Origin of the sequence: Streptomyces sp. NPDC014764 (assembly GCF_043082785.1) — a bacterium.
GTDB lineage: Bacteria > Actinomycetota > Actinomycetes > Streptomycetales > Streptomycetaceae > Streptomyces > Streptomyces althioticus.
The window spans coordinates 231,934-248,755 of the sequence record NZ_JBIBXY010000005.1 but is presented as its reverse complement, the minus strand read 5'-3'; the positions used below and the strand labels follow the sequence as shown (position 1 = coordinate 248,755).

The 16,822-nt window shown below is 71.0% G+C and carries 16 protein-coding genes; 10 read left to right on the top strand and 6 right to left on the bottom strand.

The genetic code is table 11. The annotated features are described in order from the left end of the window. The first annotated feature begins 5 nt into the window (after positions 1-5). Complete coding sequence (locus ACF1AG_RS15435; protein WP_391809857.1) at positions 6-938, top strand: carbohydrate ABC transporter permease; 933 nt, start codon at positions 6-8, stop codon at positions 936-938. 1 nt (position 939) lies between these two features. Beyond that, complete coding sequence (locus ACF1AG_RS15430; RefSeq protein ID WP_387796380.1) at positions 940-1,875, top strand: carbohydrate ABC transporter permease; 936 nt, start codon at positions 940-942, stop codon at positions 1,873-1,875. A 77-nt stretch (positions 1,876-1,952) separates the two neighbouring features. Here ACF1AG_RS15430 and ACF1AG_RS15425 read toward each other — a convergent pair whose 3' ends face one another. Both ACF1AG_RS15425 and ACF1AG_RS15420 read right to left on the bottom strand, forming a co-directional pair. Next, a complete protein-coding gene (locus ACF1AG_RS15425) occupies positions 1,953-3,512 on the bottom strand; it encodes a DHA2 family efflux MFS transporter permease subunit (RefSeq protein ID WP_387796541.1) in 1,560 nt (519 codons plus the stop codon). 166 nt (positions 3,513-3,678) lie between these two features. After that, positions 3,679-4,377 (bottom strand): TetR/AcrR family transcriptional regulator, encoded by a 699-nt coding sequence (locus tag ACF1AG_RS15420; protein ID WP_391809856.1) that lies wholly within the window; start codon positions 4,375-4,377, stop codon positions 3,679-3,681. 126 nt (positions 4,378-4,503) lie between these two features. Between ACF1AG_RS15420 and ACF1AG_RS15415 the strand changes: the two genes are divergently transcribed. The 3 genes from ACF1AG_RS15415 to ACF1AG_RS15405 all read left to right on the top strand — a co-directional run bounded on the left by ACF1AG_RS15415 (position 4,504) and on the right by ACF1AG_RS15405 (position 7,127). Next, positions 4,504-5,694, top strand: coding sequence for an MFS transporter (locus ACF1AG_RS15415; protein WP_391809855.1), 1,191 nt, complete (start codon positions 4,504-4,506; stop codon positions 5,692-5,694). Between the two features lie 133 nt (positions 5,695-5,827). Next, positions 5,828-6,826, top strand: coding sequence for a pirin family protein (locus ACF1AG_RS15410; RefSeq protein WP_359607329.1), 999 nt, complete (start codon positions 5,828-5,830; stop codon positions 6,824-6,826). Between the two features lie 13 nt (positions 6,827-6,839). Continuing rightward, on the top strand, positions 6,840-7,127 hold the full coding sequence (locus tag ACF1AG_RS15405; protein ID WP_359607331.1) for a hypothetical protein: 288 nt from the start codon (positions 6,840-6,842) through the stop codon (positions 7,125-7,127). Positions 7,128-7,804: 677 nt separating this feature from the next. Here ACF1AG_RS15405 and ACF1AG_RS15400 read toward each other — a convergent pair. Continuing rightward, entirely contained in the window at positions 7,805-8,485 is a 681-nt protein-coding gene (locus ACF1AG_RS15400) for a response regulator transcription factor (RefSeq protein WP_359607333.1), read from the bottom strand. Then, entirely contained in the window at positions 8,482-9,480 is a 999-nt protein-coding gene (locus tag ACF1AG_RS15395; protein WP_359607335.1) for a histidine kinase, read from the bottom strand. The genes ACF1AG_RS15400 and ACF1AG_RS15395 overlap by 4 nt, the downstream gene beginning before the upstream one ends. A gap of 459 nt (positions 9,481-9,939) precedes the next feature. On the opposite strand from ACF1AG_RS15395, the gene ACF1AG_RS15390 reads away from it, so the two are divergent. Together ACF1AG_RS15390 and ACF1AG_RS15385 are read left to right on the top strand one after the other, a co-directional pair. Further along, positions 9,940-10,182, top strand: coding sequence for a hypothetical protein (locus ACF1AG_RS15390; protein ID WP_359607337.1), 243 nt, complete (start codon positions 9,940-9,942; stop codon positions 10,180-10,182). Positions 10,183-10,192: 10 nt separating this feature from the next. After that, on the top strand, positions 10,193-10,954 hold the full coding sequence (locus ACF1AG_RS15385) for a polysaccharide deacetylase family protein (RefSeq protein ID WP_359607339.1): 762 nt from the start codon (positions 10,193-10,195) through the stop codon (positions 10,952-10,954). 62 nt (positions 10,955-11,016) lie between these two features. Here ACF1AG_RS15385 and ACF1AG_RS15380 read toward each other — a convergent pair whose 3' ends face one another. Both ACF1AG_RS15380 and ACF1AG_RS15375 read right to left on the bottom strand, forming a co-directional pair. Next, a complete protein-coding gene (locus ACF1AG_RS15380) occupies positions 11,017-11,790 on the bottom strand; it encodes a methyltransferase domain-containing protein (RefSeq protein WP_359606316.1) in 774 nt (257 codons plus the stop codon). A 345-nt stretch (positions 11,791-12,135) separates the two neighbouring features. Beyond that, on the bottom strand, positions 12,136-13,152 hold the full coding sequence (locus ACF1AG_RS15375) for a LacI family DNA-binding transcriptional regulator (RefSeq protein WP_359606314.1): 1,017 nt from the start codon (positions 13,150-13,152) through the stop codon (positions 12,136-12,138). Positions 13,153-13,579: 427 nt separating this feature from the next. On the opposite strand from ACF1AG_RS15375, the gene ACF1AG_RS15370 reads away from it, so the two are divergent. From ACF1AG_RS15370 to ACF1AG_RS15360, 3 genes are read left to right on the top strand one after another with little or no spacing between them, the layout of a single operon-like run. Further along, complete coding sequence (locus ACF1AG_RS15370) at positions 13,580-14,890, top strand: extracellular solute-binding protein (protein WP_359606312.1); 1,311 nt, start codon at positions 13,580-13,582, stop codon at positions 14,888-14,890. Continuing rightward, the gene (locus tag ACF1AG_RS15365) at positions 14,887-15,795 is read left to right on the top strand and encodes a sugar ABC transporter permease (protein WP_359606310.1); all 909 of its coding nucleotides are present in this window, start codon (positions 14,887-14,889) and stop codon (positions 15,793-15,795) included. The genes ACF1AG_RS15370 and ACF1AG_RS15365 overlap by 4 nt, the downstream gene beginning before the upstream one ends. A 1-nt stretch (position 15,796) precedes the next feature. After that, positions 15,797-16,693, top strand: a complete 897-nt coding sequence (locus ACF1AG_RS15360) for a carbohydrate ABC transporter permease (RefSeq protein ID WP_359606308.1) — start codon at positions 15,797-15,799, stop codon at positions 16,691-16,693. Positions 16,694-16,822 lie beyond the last annotated feature (129 nt).

The following is a 16,822-nucleotide window of genomic DNA, read 5'->3' as shown; positions in this document are numbered from 1 at the left end:
AGCAGATGTCCACCCCACTCGCAGCGCCGGACCGGGCGCCCGCCGGCGACAGGTCCAGGGGCCTCGGCGCGACCGCGCGCCGGTTCGTCCCGCCGGGCCTGCTCTTCGCCCTGCCGTTCCTCGTCCTGTTCGCCCTGTTCATGGTGTGGCCGCTGGTCCATGGCGCGTGGATGAGCCTCACCGACACCTCGCTCTCCGCGCACGGCCCGTCGTTCGTCGGACTCGACAACTACGCGGAGGCCCTCGGCGACGCCGACATGTGGCAGGCGGTCGGCAACACCGTCTGGTTCACCGCCGTCTCCACCGTCCCACTGGTCGCCGTCGCCCTCGCCATGGCGCTGCTGGTGCACACCGGACTGCCCGGACAGTGGGTGTGGCGCCTCGCGTTCTTCGCCCCCTACCTGCTGCCCGTCGGTGTCATCGGCCTGCTGTGGGGCTGGCTCTTCCAGCCGGACCTCGGCCTCTACAACCACCTGCTCCAGGCGATGGGACTGGACGGCTTCGCCTGGCTGAGCGACAAGGACGTCGCCCTCTACGCCATTGTCGTCGCCACCCTGTGGTGGACCGTCGGCTTCAACTTCCTGTTGTTCCTCGCGGCGCTCCAGGCCGTCCCCGACCACCTCTACGAGGCCGCGGCCCTGGACGGCGCGGGTGCCTGGCGGCGGCTCCGGCACGTCACCCTGCCCCAGCTCCGCCGGATCACCGGTGTGGTCACGGTGTTGCAGATCCTCGCCTCGCTGAAGGTCTTCGACCAGGTGTACCTGCTGACCAAGGGCGGACCCGACGGCGCCACCCGCCCCGTCGTCGAGTACCTCTACGACGTCGGCTTCACCGGCTACCGGCTCGGCTACGCCTCCGCCATCAGCTACGTGTTCTTCGCCCTCGTCGTCCTCGTCTCCGCCGTGCAGTTCGCCGCCTTCCGCCGCAGGGAGAAGTGACATGACCTTCGCAGACCTCCGGACACGGCCCGCGCGCTCCACGGTCTCCCCACTCCCGGCCGCCCGCCGCGCCCGCCCTCGCGTGCAGCGCGGCCCCAACCTCACCCTCGGTCCGACCCGCACGGCCCGCACGCTGGGCCTGGCCGCCCTCACGGTGCTGGCCGTGATCTGGCTGCTGCCGATGGCGTGGGCGGTGCTCACGGCGTTCAAGTCCGAGCAGGACGCCAGTGACCCGGTGCACTGGATCTGGCCGCAGGCCGGCTTCACCCTCGACGGCTTCCGCACCGTGATCGAACGCGGTGACCTGCCGCTGTGGATGTGGAACAGCTTCTTCGTCTCCGCGGCCGTCACCCTCGTCACGGTCGCCGTGTCCGCGGCCGCGGGCTACGCCTTCTCCCGCACGGTGTTCCGCGGGCGCCGCGTGCTGTTCGTCCTCACCATCGCTTCGGTTCTCGTGCCGCCGCAGATGCTGATCGTGCCGTGGTTCCAGCAGATGCTGACGCTGGACCTCGTCGACACGTACGCGGCGGTCATCCTGCCGCAGACGGTCGCCCCGGTGATGGTGTTCATCCTGAAGAAGCACTTCGACACCATCCCGCGCGAACTGGAGGAGGCCGCCCGCCTCGACGGCGCCGGCCACGCGCGGATCTTCTGGTCGGTGATGCTGCCGCTGTCGCGTCCCATGCTCGCCGCGGTGGCGATCTTCGTGTTCATCGGGGCGTGGAACAACTTCCTGTGGCCGTTCGTGTCCACCTCCGACCCGGCCCTGATGACCCTGCCGGTCGGCATCACCGCCGTGAAGGACGCCTACGGCGTCAACTACGCCCAGACCATGGCGTCGTCGGTGCTCGCCGCCCTGCCGCTGGTGCTGGTGTTCGTCTTCTTCCAGCGCCACATCGTGAAGTCGGTGGCGACGACGGGCCTGGGCGGTCAGTAGGGAGCCCTGCCGGCAACGACACGGGCGCCCCACGGCCGTACAGGCCGTGGGGCGCCCGTCCTTCGCGCCGGGAGGGTTCAGCTCCCGACGGCGGTCTTGTCCGTCTCCGTCGCGGCGCCGGCCTCCTCCGCGAGACGCTCCATGCCGCTGGTCGTCTTGAGCGGCTTCTCCTTGATGAACACCACGGTGAGCAGCGCCAGCAGCGCGCAGGGCGTGGCGATGAGGAACAGGTCGGCGGTGGCGACACCGTAGGCGTGCTCGACGATCTGCCGCACCGGCTCGGGCAGGGTGCTCATGTCCGGCACGCTGCTCCCGCCGCCGTCACCGCCCGAGGGGATGCCCGCAGCGTCGAGGCCCTTGGTCATCTCGGACGCGACCCGGCTGGCGAGGATGGCGCCCAGGACGCTGGTGCCGATGGTGCCGCCCATGCTGCGGAAGAAGGACAGCACGGAGGTGGCGGCGCCCAGCTCACTGGCGGGCACGTCGTTCTGCGCGGCCAGCACCAGGTTCTGCATCAGCATGCCGACGCCGATGCCGAGCACCGCCATGTAGGCGCTGAGCAGGGTGAAGGAGGTGTCCGCGTCGATGGTGGACAGCAGGCCGAGGCCGACGGTCATGATCACCGCGCCTGCCACCAGGTAGCGCTTCCACACACCGGTCTTGCTGATGACCTGGCCGGCGACGGTCGACGAGACCAGCAGGCCGAGGATCATCGGCAGGCTCATCAGACCGGCCACGGTCGGGGACTTGCCGAGGGACACCTGGAAGTACTGCGACAGGAACACCGTGCCGCCGAACATGGCGACACCCACCAGCAGGCTGGCGACGGTGGTGAGGGTGACGGTGCGGTTGCGGAAGATGCCCAGCGGGATGACCGGCTCGGCCGTCCGCGCCTCGACGAACACCGCGGCGATCAGCAGCAGGACACCGGCGCCGGTGAGCGCGGCGGTCTGCCAGGAGGCCCAGTCGAACTCGTTGCCCGCCAGGGTCACCCAGACGAGCAGGGCGCAGACGCCCGCGACGATGAGGAAGGCGCCGAGGAAGTCGATCTTCGCCTCGCGGCGGGCCACCGCCGGGAGGCGAAGGGTGCGCTGCAGCAGCGCGATGGCGAGCAGCGCGAACGGCACGCCGATGAAGAAGCACCAGCGCCAGCCGAGCCACGAGGTGTCGACCAGCACGCCGCCGACCAGCGGTCCGGCGACGGTGCCGATGGCGAACACGGCGCCGAAGATGCCGGCGTACTTGCCGAGCCGGCGCGGCGGGATGATCGCCGCCATGACGACCTGGGCCAGCGCGGTCAGACCGCCCGCGCCGATGCCCTGCACGACACGGCTGAAGATGAGCAGTTCGACACCGTGGGAGAAGCCCGCGAGGAGCGAGCCCACGACGAACATGCCCAGCGACAGCTGGAGCAGCAGCTTCTTGTCGAACAGGTCGGACAGCTTGCCCCAGAGCGGCACGGTCGCCGTCATGGCCAGCAGTTCCGCGGTGACGACCCAGGTGTAGGAGGACTGGCTCGCCCCCAGGTCGGCGATGATCGTCGGCAGCGCGTTGGCCACGACGGTGCCCGCCAGGATCGCCACGAACATGCCGGCCATCAGCCCGGACATGGCCTGGAGTATCTGCCGGTTGGTCATGGCGGTGGGCGGCGCCTCTTGTGGCGCCTGTGTTGCGGTCACGGTCGTCTCTCTCACGGATCGGTGGAAAAGCGGGATCACGCCCCGGAAGGGGCGGAAGCGCTGGGGGGAGGGAGGGGAGGGGCCGGTGTGCCGTGGGGTGCCGGCGTCCCGAGCGGTCCGGCGCCTACCGGGCCGGGGCCGGCAGGCCGGTGGCGAGCAGGTCGAACACCTCGCGGAACACGTCGGCGAACGGCAGCTCGTCCGGCCGTTCGCACCAGTGCTGCACGCTCACCCGCACCGCCGTGCCGGCGACCGCGGCGAGCAGCCTCGGGTACAGCCCGGGAGCGGCACGGTCGGGGTCGCCCTCGGGAGCGGTGCCGGCGGCGGGCTCGCCTGCGTGACCGGCGTCGGCGGAGTCGTCCCCGGCGCGAATCCGCCGGGCGATCGCCTCGGCGAGCCCGGACTCGTCGGCCATCTGTGCGCCGAGGTTGCGCACGAGGAGGTGCGGGGCGGACCGCAGCACGCGGGCGTGCAGGCTCCACAGCTCGTGCTGCCGCTCCGCCTCCCTCAGCTCGGCGGCGAGTGCGTCGCGCAGGGCCTCCAGCGGCGGGAACTCCGGCGGTGCCGCGAGGAACGCCTGCCGTACGCGCTCGCTGGCGTCCGCGTCCACGACGACGAAGGCGTCGTCGCGCGAGTCGAAGTAGTTGAAGAAGGTCCGCACGGACACACCGGCCGACGCGCTGATCGCCTCGACCGTCACCTGGTCCGCCCCGTGCTCGGCGGCCAGCCGCACCGCCGCCTCCGTGAGCGCGGCGCGTGTCGCGCGCTTCTTGCGCTCCCGCAGACCGCCGCCCACGGCGTCCTTCCCCGTCATGATGTGCATGCTATGCAAAAATGCACGACATGCAAAATTGTGTACGAGTGATCACGCCGATGGGCTGCCGCCGGCCGGTCACGCCGTCGGCGTACTGAGGCGGGCGCCCGGCCGCTCCGCGGCTAGCGTCGGGGCATGACCGGTGACCGGCTCGGATGGCGCGTGTGCCTGCTCGGCGGCGCGGTGTTCGCGGTGTGCATGACCGGCACCACGCTGCCGACCCCGCTGTACCCGCTCTACCAGCAGAAATTCGGCTTCTCCGAGCTGACGGTCACCGTCGTGTACGCGGTGTACGCCTTCGCGGTCATCGGCGTCCTGCTGCTGGCGGGCAACGCCTCCGACACCGTCGGCAGACGCCCGGTCCTGCTGTGGGGCCTGGCCTGCGCGGCCGCCAGTGCGGTCTGCTTCCTGCTGGCCACAGGCATCGCCTGGCTGTACATCGGACGGCTCCTGTCGGGCCTGTCGGCGGGCCTGTTCACCGGAGCCGCCACAGCCTACGTCATGGAATCGGCCCCGCCCGGCCGGGCCTCCCGCGCCACGTTCGTCGCCACGGCCGTCAACATGGGGGGTCTCGGCTGCGGCCCCCTGCTCGCCGGGATCCTGGCCGAGTACGCCCCCTGGCCGCTCCACCTCCCCTATGCGGTCCACCTGACCCTGGTCGCCTGCTCGGTGGCGGTACTGCTGTGGCTGCCGGAGACCGTACGGGACCTGCGCCCGCTGCGCAGGGTACGGCCGCAGCGCCCCGGTGTGCCCCCGCACGTCCGGGCGGTGTTCGGGCCGGCGGCGACGGCCGCGTTCGTGGGCTTCGCCCTGTTCGGTGTGTTCACCTCCGTCAGTCCCGCGTTCCTCGCGCAGTACCTCGACGTGACCGGCCACGCGGTGAGCGGCGCGGTCGTCGCGACGGCGTTCTTCGCGTCGATCGCCGGACAGACGGCGGTCGCCCGCGTAGGAATGGCCCGCTCCCTCCCGCTGGGCTGCGCCGGGCTGCTCACCGGCCTCGCCCTGCTGGCGGGCGCACTGCACTGGGACACGCTGGCGCTGGTGGTGCCGAGCGCCCTCGTCGGCGGCGTGGGTCAAGGGCTGGCGTTCCGCGGGGCGCTGGCCGCGGTGGGCCGGGCGTCACCGCCGGACCGGCGGGCGGCGGTGATCTCGTCGCTGTTCGTCGTTGCGTACGCGGGCATCTCGGTGCCGGTCATCGGGGTGGGCCTGCTGGCGGGACCGCTGGGTCTGGAGAACGCGGGCCTGGTGTTCATCGCGTGCATGGCGGTGCTGGTGATCTCGGCGGCGGGCTACCTGCTGAGGCGGCCGGTGCCGGCGGAGGCATGAGGGTGGGTGTGATTTCGGCCCTCTGACGCTCCGGCGCGCGTGGCCGGGTCCGGCGCTCTATAGTCGTGCGTGCGAGAATGTTGAATATCCAACTTCCTTGAAGGTCGAACGTCCTCGGTGGGAGGCACCCGGCATGAGCAACACGGAGACGCGACCGGCGGAGATGAGGTGCGGCGGCGAGACCGAGGCGGACCGCCCGGCCGAGGTCGAGATCCTCACAGCCCGTGACGTGCCGCTCGGCGGACCGCGCGCGATGCGGGTGCGGCGCACCCTGCCGCAGCGGGCCCGGTCGCTGATCGGCGCCTGGTGCTTCGCCGACCACTACGGCCCCGACGACGTCGCCGGCACCGGCGGCATGAACGTACCCCCGCATCCGCACACGGGGCTGCAGACGGTGAGCTGGCTGTTCAGCGGGGAGATCGAGCACCGCGACAGCCTCGGCAGCCACGCCTACGTCCGGCCCGGCGAACTCAACCTGATGACCGGCGGTCATGGCATCGCCCACTCGGAGGTCTCGACGCCGGACACGACGACCCTGCACGGCGTGCAGCTGTGGGTGGCGCTGCCGGACGCGCACCGGGGCACGGAGAAGGACTTCCAGCACTACGTCCCGCACCCCGTCACCCTGAACGGCGGCGAGGTCCGGGTCTTCCTCGGCACACTCGCCGGCGCCACCTCACCGGTCCGCACGTTCACGCCGCTGCTGGGCGCGGAACTCACGGTGTCCCCGGGCGCCCGGTTGGTGCTGGACGTCGACCCGGCCTTCGAACACGGGGTGCTCGTCGACACGGGGGACGTCCTCGTCGAGGACACCCCGGTGGAACGGGCCGCCCTCGCCTACACGGCCCCGGGCCGCACCTGCCTCACCCTCACCAACCGGGGCACGGTCCCGGCCCGCCTGATCCTCCTCGGCGGCCCGCCCTTCGGCGAGGAGATCATCATGTGGTGGAACTTCATCGGCCGCACGCACGAGGACATCGTCCGGGCGCGGGGCGAGTGGATGGCGGAGCTGGAGTCGGGGGCGGGGGACCGTTTCGGCGAGGTGCGAGGTTACGACGGGGACCGGCTGCCGGCACCGGAACTGCCCAACGTGCCGTTGCGGCCGCGGGGGAGGCCCGCGCCGCGCGCGTGAGAGCATCCGCTGCATGAGTGGCGATCTCGAAGTGAGTGCTGCGGCCGTCAACGTCACGATCCCGGAGGCGCTCCGCTGGACGGACACGCGCCGCGGCCAGGAGTTCCAGCTGACCACCCTCAACGTCCGTCTCCTCCCGGACGGCCACCTCGCCGTGAAGGCTTACGGCCGCCCGGTCGGCGGCGGCCGGGGCGCGTACGTCTCGTTCCCGGTCCCGGACGATCCGGCCCTCGGGGCTCTTGTCGCCGAAGCGGCCACGCGTGCCGGGGAGTTGTGGGCCGGCCACCGAGGGCTGGGCTGAGCCCGCACGGGAACCCGGCGAGGCCGGCCAGGACGATACCGGCGCCGGTGGCGGGCGTGTTCCCCGACACGGCAGATCTTCCTTCTCGGCATCCTGGGCGTCCTCGTCGGCGTCGCGTACTTGTTCGCGCTGGTCCCCCTCGCGGGCCCGGCTGCGCGCGCTGTTGGCGCGCCCGCTGTTCCGTCGCCGCTGGGAGGTGACGACAGGGTGGCTGTTCATCGGCATCGGCATCGGTGTCGGTGTCGCTGCGGCGGCATGACGGCGTGCTCGACCCTCACGTGGCGTGCGGCCGCACAGTCAGGGGTGTGGAGGAGGGCGGGCTCGGGTGAGAGGGCTGACGGTGACACCCAGTTCGCCGACGTATCGCACGGCTTCCCGTCGCTCGCCGGGACGGCCGGTGCGATCGACGCCCGTGCCGAGGCGGCGCCCGTCCCCCGGCACTGCGCCGGCGGGCTCTTCGAGGCGTACCGGTGCAGACCGCAGGCGTATCTGCGTGAGTCCGTACGCCGTGCGACGCCGGTGTGGACGAGAGTCGGCCCGGACGCCGGGCGGCACGCCGTGCGTCACCTCGGGACGAGTTCGGCTCCGGCCGCTGGGCCGCACGCGACAGCGGCGTCGTCACCCGCGACTCCGCCGACGCCGACCTCGGTCTTAGGCTGCTCGTCGCCCGACCCGGCTCAGAACGGGCCCGCCCGATACACCAGCAACGCGATCTGGACGCGGTTGTTCAACTCCAGCTTGGTCAGGATGTGGGAGACGTGGGACTTGACCGTGGGGACGCTCATGTAGAGGTCGGCCGCGATCTGCGCGTTCGTCCTGCCCTCCGCCACCGCGAGAGCGACCTCGCGTTCCCGCGCGCCGAGCAGCGCCAGTCGGCGGCGGGCGTCGTCCGACGCGGGCGCCGGCGGCGGGGCGGGCGACTCCTGCGCGGCGGGCCGTGGCGTGACCGCCTCGATGAGCTGCCGCAGGGCCTCCGGGGACATGACGGGCTCCCCGGCCGCGCCCCGGCGCACCGCGTCGATGATCAGCTGCGGCCGGGTGTGCTTCAGCAGGAAGCCGGCCGCGCCCGCCTGGAGGGCACGCAGCACGTAGTTGTCCGTGGTGAACGTCGTCAGCATCAGGATCTCGGGCCGCCCCTGCGGCCTGGCCCGCAGCAGACGCGTGGCCTCCAGCCCGTCCACCGACGGCATGCGGATGTCCATCAGGACCACGTCGGGGTCGCACCGCTCGACCAGGTCCACCACCTCACCGCCGTCCGACGCCTCACCCACCACCTCCATGTCGGAGGCGGACGCCAGCATCATCCGCAGCCCGGCCCGTACCAGAGCGTCGTCGTCGACCAGCAGGACCCGGATCATGCGGCCGGCCAGGGGAGCCGGGCCCGCACGGAATGCGTCGCGCCGTCGTCGTCGACGCCGTGGCGGAGTTCACCGCCGGCCAGGGCGGCGCGTTCCGTCAGGCCGATCAGGCCGAGCCCGCTGCCGGGAACGCGTGACGTGGATCCGGGAGTCACGGGATTGGTCACCTCGATGGTCAGGTCCGCACCCGGCGTGCCCCGCAGGACGAGACGCACCGGCCGCCCCGGCGCATGCTTCCGGGCGTTGGTCAGGGCCTCCTGCACGATGCGGTAGGCCGTACGTCCGGTCGCCGTCGGCGCGCCGTCCGCGGCGGCGGGCGAGCAGTCGAGGACGAAATCGACGTCGGTCCCGGCGCTCCGCGCCTCCTCCACGAGCCGCGTCACGTCACCGAGGACCGGCTGCGGTGGCGACGACGAACGGGAGACGGCACCCCCGGCCGTCGGAGTGCGCAGGACACCCAGCAGTTGCTGGAGTTCCTCGAGCGCCTGATGCGCGCTGTCCCGGATCACCTCCGCGGCCTGCCGCACCTGCGTCGGCGGTGCCCCGGGATTCACCTGCAACGCACCCGCGTGCACGCTCAGCAGGGACAGATGGTGGGCGAGGGTGTCGTGCATCTCATGGGCGATCGCCTCACGTTCACGCCGCCGCGCATGCTCGGCCCGCAGGGCGGCCTCCCGCCGGGCCTGTTCGGTGCGCTCGCGCAGTCCTCGTACGAACAGCCCCCAGCCGACGGCCCCGCCCACCAGCACGGCCCCGGTCAGCGCCGTCGACAGGGTGCGAGGGCCGGGACCGTACACGACGAGGTACAGGGCGGACGGCACCAGGGCGAGCGCGGTCACCGCGCCGGCCGCCCGGGGCGGCCGCATCGCGGCCACGGTCGCCAGGGCGACCAGCGCGGCCGGGATCAGCGGCCACACCGCCGACAGCAGCACCAGCACCACCGCGACCGCGACCGGCCGGCGGCGCCGCCACCACAGCAGCGCACTGCCCGCCACCGGCACCAGCAGAGCCGCCGCCGTGCCGGAATACGCGCTCGTGAGCAGCGAAAAGAGGCGACCTATTTCCCCGAGATACGCAGTGCCCGACGGGAAACGCGGAAACACCGACAGATTTGCCGCCTGCGCATAGGAAACGGTCACCGAAAGAGCCGCGGCGCCGAGCACCGTCAGTGCATCGACGACACGGCCGTTCCTGCTCATGTTCCTCCAGTCCACCCGGCCCAGCGTACGGCACCGGCACGCAGGTCAGACCCCGGCGGCGGCGGGGGAGGGGGGCTGCGCCGCCACATTCCGACTTTGGTATGAGTCGAACTGGGACTTTCTTACGCGACTCATACTTTCGTCAGCGGTGATCGCCGACCAATTGCCGAAGCCTGCATTCGGGTCGAATTCCTAGCGTGGTCGTCACGTATTCGCGGCGAAAACACTTCGCCACGACAGGAGGAAAAAACCCGCATGCTTTCACGTCTGCGCCCCGCGACGACCATATCCGCCCTGCTCGGCGGTCTCCTCGTCCTCACCGGTGCCTGGCTGCTCGCCACCCGTGTCTGGGCCCACGTCCACGGTTGGCTCTTCGCCCGGCTCCCTTACGGAACCGCGTGGGGCCACCTCGCTCTCCTCGTCCTCGGCGGCGCCCTCGTCACCCTCGCCGTCCGCTCCGCCCGCGACGTCGGCGCCACCCCCGGACAGGGCCGGTGACGGGCGCACCGTGAAGACCACCGCCCTCCGCGCCGCCCTGGCAGCGGCTGCGCTCGCCGTCGCCGCCGTCTCCCTGACCGGCTGCTCCACCCTGAACAACGTGATCTCCCCGGCCGACGCACGCGCCCAGGCACCCGAGGACGCCGAGGTCACCGGCTCCGTCGACTGCCGAGTCGCAAAGTGCGTCGCGCTGACCTTCGACGGCGGACCCAGCAAGCCCACCCCAGAACTCCTGGACATCCTCAAGCGCGAGAACGTGCACGCGACCTTCTTCCTCCAGGGCCAAGGACACGTCGACACCTTCCCGGACACGGTGCGCCGCATGGCCCGCGAGGGACATGAGATCGCCAACCACACCCTGACCCACAAGAACCTCAAGGAACTCACGGACGACGAGGTACGCGCCGAACTGCTTCCGGTGCAGCGGGACATCGCGCGACTCACCGGTCACGCACCGAAGCTCATGCGCCCGCCGGGCGGTGCGACCGACGACGACCTCAAGAAGACGATGAAGGATCTGGGCCTCGCCCAGATCCTCTGGAGCGTCACGGCGAAGGACTACGCGACCACCGACACCGCGCTCATCGAGAAGCGCGTGCTCGACGGAGCGAAGCGCGACGGCATCATCCTGCTGCACGAACGCTACGCGGGCACCATCCCCGCCGTGCCGGACATCATCCGAGAACTCCGCGACCAGGAGTACACGTTCGTCACCGTCTCCCAGCTCATGGCCCCGGCGAAACCGCAGCCGGGTGAGGTCTACCGGCCCTGAAGCCCTCCGCCTCGCGGACCGTCACGCCCGACCGCCGGACGTGACGGTCCGCGGCCTGCGCGTCAGCGCGAACAGATCACCGTGACGAGCGTGAACGACGCGAAGAAGGCCCCCTGCGACAGGCCCGCGAACCACCGGCGCCCACGTTCCCGGTCGACGTACCCGGCGGCGACGGCCGCCTCCATGTTGCGGCCGAGGCCCAGTGTGTGGTCGGCCTCCTCGACGTCACGGAACACCGGCGTCGTGGCGAGAACGGCCTCCACGCCGAAGCCCGCCCGCTCGGCCAGCCGCGGCAGACTGCGCCCGACGGTCGCGTGGCGGACGGCCTCCGTCGTGGTGTACCGGGTGAAGGCGCGGCTCGTCTCCAGGTCCTCGGCGTCGACGATCAGCGTGTCCCAGTCCGGCTCGGCCAGCCCGACGCGCCCGCCCGGCCGTGTCACACGGTGCAGCTGAGCCAGAGCCGTCGCCGGATCCTCGACGTGCATGAGCACCCGGTCGGTCTTGGCGCGGTCCACCGTGCCGGGCCCGACGGGCAGATCGTGCACGTCCCCCTCACGGATCTCCACCCGGGGCGAATGCCGGGTCCGCTCACGTGCCCGCCCCAGCATGGCCGGGTCACGGTCGACACCGATCACCGTGCCGGTCCCGCCGACGCGCTCCGCCAGCGCCGGCAGATCGGCGCCCGGCCCGCACCCCGCATCCAGGGCGGTGTGCCCCTCCCGGACGTCCAGCAGATCCAGCAACTGCCGCTTGTACAGGCGGCCCACGTCACTGGCGGCGGCCCGCAGCATGTAGGAGGCCTGATCGGGACGGGACACACCGAGAGTCGATGACATGAGGGTCAGTCAAACACCGGCCTCTGCGGGAGTACACCCACGGCCTGCCGGACCTCACGACGGCCCACGGCACCGGCGTTCAGCGGTCACGCGCGGGGAGAGCGATGCGCGCACCGTTCACGTGCGTCGTGGCCCGGGCACGGAAGTGCCGTCGCAGAGTGCCGATCCTGGCCCGCTCCCGCGGGCCGCCCGACAGGCGTCCGTCCGCCCGGCCGTGGACGACGACGAGCCGGTCGAAGCGCGGCATGCCCGCCGAGAGGACGGGATCGTCCCGCGCACCCCCGGCGCCTGCTTCGGACTACGCCTGCAGCGGGCCCCGGCCCCGTCCGACGTGTCCGGATGGGGTCAGCCGTCCTCGGGAGGCGGCGCCGTGGACGCCCGCACCACGAGTTCCGTGGCCAGCTCGATGTGATGCGACTCCGCCTTCTCCCCGTTCGCCAGCCGCAGGGCGGTCCGCAGCGCGGCAGCCCCCATCTCCCGCAGTGGCTGGCGCACGGTGGTGAGGGGCGGCGAGGCCATCTGGGCGAGGCTAGTGTCGTCGAAGCCGACCACGCTCAGGTCCTCAGGGACACGCAGGCCCCGGGCGCGGGCAGTCTCGACGACACCGAGGGCGATCTCGTCGTTGCCCGCGAAGACGGCCGTGGGCGGTTCGTCCAGGTCCAGCAGTTCGGCGGCGCCGGCCAGACCCGTCTCGTACATGAACTCACCGGGCCGGACGTACGCCTCCGGCACGGGCGCGCCCTCGGCCTCCATGGCGGCCCGGTAGCCGTGCATGCGGGCCTGGTTGCAGACGGCCATGGCGGGTCCGCCCAGGTAGGCGATGCGGCGGTGGCCCTGGGACAGCAGGTGCCGGGTCGCGGACAGGCCTCCGGCGAAGTTGGTCGCGCCCACGCTGTGCACCCGGCTGTCCGGCAGGTGCAGAGGGTCCAGCACCACCAACGGCAGTCCTGACCTAGCGAGTTCGTTCAGGTGGGCGGCGGTGTAGACGCTGGTGACAGCGATGACGGCGCGGCGGCCCGCCGACACCAGGTCCCGCGCCCAGTGAGGGGCGCTGGACGCCTTGCTGACCACCACCGAGGCCCCGGACTCCGCGGCCGCGTCGACGATGCCCTCCAGGGTCTCCGCGACGTACGACTTGAGGCTGCCCTTGAACTGCACCTCGATCGTCGGGTTCTCGACGGCCTCGGTGTGCCGGAACACCGGTGCCAAGTAGTCGTGCCGGTGCAGCAGTTCCTGCACCCGGACGCGGGTGTGCGGCGCCACGTCGCCACGGCCGTTGACCACCTTGGACACGGTGGCGACGGAGACCCCAGCCGCTTGGGCGATGTCCGCCAAGGTGGTGCGCCGGGCGTTCGGTCGCATCGGTTCCTCTCAGCTGTAGGGCCGCCGGGACGGTGACCCGCCGGTCCGGCCGGTCACGCGGACTGATCCGCCCAACCGTACCGGTGAACGCCGCCCGCCGCCGGGATCGTCCGGCGGGCAGGACGGTGCCGGACCCGACGGCCCGGCACGGAACGCACCGACAGTGTGACAGCCCGCAGCCGTCGCGTCATCAACGCCTTTCGCAGGGTTGTTTCGAAACAGTTTCGGATCTTGATCCGATGGTGGTCGGGTCGATCAAGCCCCTTGCGCTGCAAGGAATGTGCCCGCATCACAACACCCGTACGCGCGTCTTGACACCGCATCAGCGCGAAACCTAGCTTGCTCGAACAGAGCTACACGGAGTGATTTTCGAAAACCTTTCCACTATCCACGAGAAGCCCGACGGCTCTCGAGTGCGGAGAAAATCATGGCGCTCTCCCGACGTACCCTTCTCGGCCTCGCGGCCGCCGTGCCCGTTTCTGCGGCTCTCGCCGCCTGCAGCGGCTCCTCGGGCCCCGGCAAGGGCGGTGCCGCCACCTACTGGTACCTGAACGGACAGCCGCAGGAAGGCGTCAGGGCCGGCGCCGTCGACGCCTTCAACAAGGCCAACCCGGACACGCAGATCGAGGACACGACCTACCAGAACGACGCCTACAAGACGAAGATCAAGACAGCCATCGGCGCCGGACAGGCGCCCACCATCATCTGGGGCTGGGGCGGCGGGACCCTGCGCGCCTACGCCGAGGCCGGGCAGGTCGAGGACCTCACCCCGTGGTTCGACGAGAACCCCGATGTCAAGAAGGGCCTGTTCCCCTCCTCGTTCGGCGCGGCGACCGTCGACGGCAAGATCTACGCGATGCCGTGCGAGACCGTGCAGCCGATCATCCTCTACTACAACAAGCGGGTGTTCGACCGGGTCAAGGTGGATCCGCCCGAGACCTGGGACGACATCATGGCCCTGGTGCCGAAGTTCAACGCGAAGGGCATCGCCCCGTTCGCGCTCGGCGGGCAGTCGCGATGGACCAACATGATGTGGCTGGAGTTCCTGTTCGACCGCATCGGCGGGCCCGAGGTGTTCCAGGCCGCCATCGAGGGCGAGAAGAACGCCTGGTCGCACCCCGACGCCATCAAGGCGCTCACCGCCCTCCAGGACCTGGTGGAGGCCGACGGGTTCGTGAAGGGCTTCTCCTCCATCACCGCGGACTCCAACGCCGACCAGGCCCTGCTGTACACCGACCGCGCGGCCATGATGCTGCACGGCGCCTGGTCGTACGGCATCCAGCAGGCCGACGGCGGCGACTTCGTGTCCAGCGACTCGCTCGGCTTCATGAACTTCCCCGCCTTCGAGGGAGGCAAGGGCGACCTGAGCAACACCGTCGGCAACCCCGCCCAGTACCTGTCCATCTCCGCCAAGGCGAGCGCCGAGCAGAAGAAGATCGCCAAGGACTTCTTCGCCACCGGCATCCTCCAGGAGGAGGAGGCGAAGCAGTGGATCGGCAACGGGTCGGTGCCGATCCGGCTGGGCACGGAGAAGCTGCTGGCCGCCTCCGACAACGCCGAGTTCCTGCAGTTCACGTACGACATCGCCAGCAAGGCCAAGGTCTTCGTGCAGTCCTGGGACCAGGCGCTCAGCCCCACCGCCGCGGAGACGCTGCTCGACAACATCGTGAAGCTCTTCCAGCGGTCCATATCGCCACAGCAGTTCGCCTCCAACCTGAACGCGGTCACCGCCGTATGAGCACGCTGACCGCCAAGCAGAGCGGCCGTCGCCCCCAGCGCAGCATCCTGCCCTGGCTGGCGACGCCCGCACTGCTGCTCTTCACCGGATTCGCCGTCGTACCGCTCGTCGGCGTCTTCGCGCTGAGCTTCACCACCTGGGACGGCATCGGCTCCATCCGCCCGACCGGACTGACCAGTTGGCGTGCGGTGCTCACCGATCCCGGGCTGCCGCACGCCCTGTGGGTGACGTTCCTGGTGATGGCCGTGTCCTGGGTCGTGCAGACACCGCTCAGCATCCTGCTCGGCACGTTCCTCGCCGGACGCCAGCGCTACCGCGCGGTGCTGGGCGTCGTCTACTTCATCCCGCTGATGCTCAGCTCCGCCGCCATCGCCATCGCCTACGAGGCGCTGCTCGACCCGAACTTCGGACTCGGCGCGGGACTCGGGATCGACACGCTCAGCCAGGACTGGCTGGGGCGGCCGGGTCTCGCGTTCGGCGTCGTCATCTTCGTCGTCTCCTGGCAGTTCATCCCGTTCCACTCCCTGATCTACCAGGGGGGCGTCCAGCAGATCCCGAAGTCCCTCTACGAGGCCGCCCAGTTGGACGGGGCCGGACGGATCAGGCAGTTCTTCAGCATCACGCTGCCCCAGCTGAAGTACACCATCATCACCTCGTCCACCCTGATGGTCGTCGGGTCCCTGACCTTCTTCGACCTCATCTTCGTCCTGACCGAGGGCGGCCCCGGCGACGCCACCCGCGTCCTCGCACTGGACATGTACAAACGGGGATTCCAGGCCAGCCTCATGGGACCCGCCAGCGCCATCGCGGTCATCCTCGTCCTCGTCGGCCTGGCCCTCGCCCTGCTGCTGCGCCGCCTCGGAGGCCGGGACGCCGCAGCGAGCCAACTCGAGGGGGCCTCCTGACGTGACCACCACGCTCACCAAGACCCGACGACCCCAGAGGGCCACCCGCCCCGAAGGGCCGCACGGCTCCCGCCCGGCGTCACGCCGGCGCAACTGGCTCGGCGGACTCGCCGGCTGGCTCTGGCTGGCCGTCGTCGCCGTACCCCTCTACTGGACCCTCATCACCAGCCTCAAGGACCGCAGCCGCTACTACGCCGGCAACCCGCTGGTGCCGTCGGCCGACCCGACCCTCGACAACTACCGGATGGTCGTCGAGTCCGACTTCCTGCAGTACTTCGTGAACAGCGTCGTCGTCACCGCCGGAGCGGTGATACCGGCGGTCCTCGTCTCCTTCATGGCGGCCTACGCCATCGTCCGCGGCTGGCGCATGCGCGTGCTGCGCGCCGTGAACGGGCTGTTCCTCATGGGACTGGCCATCCCCCTGCAGGCGACGGTCATCCCGGTCTACCTCATCATCATCAAACTGCACCTCTACGACAGCCTGGCCGCGCTGATCCTCCCGTCCATCGCCTTCGCCATCCCGCTGTCCGTGCTGGTCCTCGCCAACTTCATCCGCGACGTGCCGAAGGAACTCTTCGACTCGATGCGCGTGGACGGCGCCACCGAATGGGCGACTCTGTGGCGGCTCGCGGCGCCGCTCACCCGGCCCGCCATCCTCACCGTGTCCATTTTCAACGCCCTGACCATCTGGAACGGCTTCCTGCTGCCCCTGGTCCTCACCCAGAGCCCCGACCGCAGGACCCTGCCGCTCGCCCTGTGGACCTTCCAGGGCCAGTACGGGGTCAACGTCCCGGCCGTGCTGGCCGCGGTCGTCCTCACCACCCTGCCCGTCCTGGTGCTGTACGCCTTCGGCCGCCGCCAGCTGCTGAGCGGCCTGACCGCGGGATTCGGCCGCTGACCTGCCCCCTCACCCGACCCGACCCGACCTGTCGTGACCGACACCGGCACCGGCAGCGGCGGGGCCGAAGCCCCGCCCCGACTCCCACTCGACCACCGGTACGCCCGCCCCGCCCCTGCTACGGGGCCC

What these genes read in the sequence shown, in the direction of transcription:
- ACF1AG_RS15370 (WP_359606312.1), top strand. Translation starts at nt 13,580, where the DNA reads ATGGCGCTCTCCCGACGTACCCTTCTCGGCCTCGCGGCCGCCGTGCCC.
- ACF1AG_RS15415 (WP_391809855.1), top strand. Translation starts at nt 4,504, where the DNA reads ATGACCGGTGACCGGCTCGGATGGCGCGTGTGCCTGCTCGGCGGCGCG.
- ACF1AG_RS15425 (WP_387796541.1), bottom strand. Translation starts at nt 3,512, where the DNA reads ATGACCAACCGGCAGATACTCCAGGCCATGTCCGGGCTGATGGCCGGC.
- ACF1AG_RS15430 (WP_387796380.1), top strand. Translation starts at nt 940, where the DNA reads ATGACCTTCGCAGACCTCCGGACACGGCCCGCGCGCTCCACGGTCTCC.
- ACF1AG_RS15405 (WP_359607331.1), top strand. Translation starts at nt 6,840, where the DNA reads ATGAGTGGCGATCTCGAAGTGAGTGCTGCGGCCGTCAACGTCACGATC.
- ACF1AG_RS15435 (WP_391809857.1), top strand. Translation starts at nt 6, where the DNA reads ATGTCCACCCCACTCGCAGCGCCGGACCGGGCGCCCGCCGGCGACAGG.
- ACF1AG_RS15400 (WP_359607333.1), bottom strand. Translation starts at nt 8,485, where the DNA reads ATGATCCGGGTCCTGCTGGTCGACGACGACGCTCTGGTACGGGCCGGG.
- ACF1AG_RS15420 (WP_391809856.1), bottom strand. Translation starts at nt 4,377, where the DNA reads ATGCACATCATGACGGGGAAGGACGCCGTGGGCGGCGGTCTGCGGGAG.
- ACF1AG_RS15375 (WP_359606314.1), bottom strand. Translation starts at nt 13,152, where the DNA reads ATGCGACCGAACGCCCGGCGCACCACCTTGGCGGACATCGCCCAAGCG.
- ACF1AG_RS15380 (WP_359606316.1), bottom strand. Translation starts at nt 11,790, where the DNA reads ATGTCATCGACTCTCGGTGTGTCCCGTCCCGATCAGGCCTCCTACATG.
- ACF1AG_RS15390 (WP_359607337.1), top strand. Translation starts at nt 9,940, where the DNA reads ATGCTTTCACGTCTGCGCCCCGCGACGACCATATCCGCCCTGCTCGGC.
- ACF1AG_RS15365 (WP_359606310.1), top strand. Translation starts at nt 14,887, where the DNA reads ATGAGCACGCTGACCGCCAAGCAGAGCGGCCGTCGCCCCCAGCGCAGC.
- ACF1AG_RS15410 (WP_359607329.1), top strand. Translation starts at nt 5,828, where the DNA reads ATGAGCAACACGGAGACGCGACCGGCGGAGATGAGGTGCGGCGGCGAG.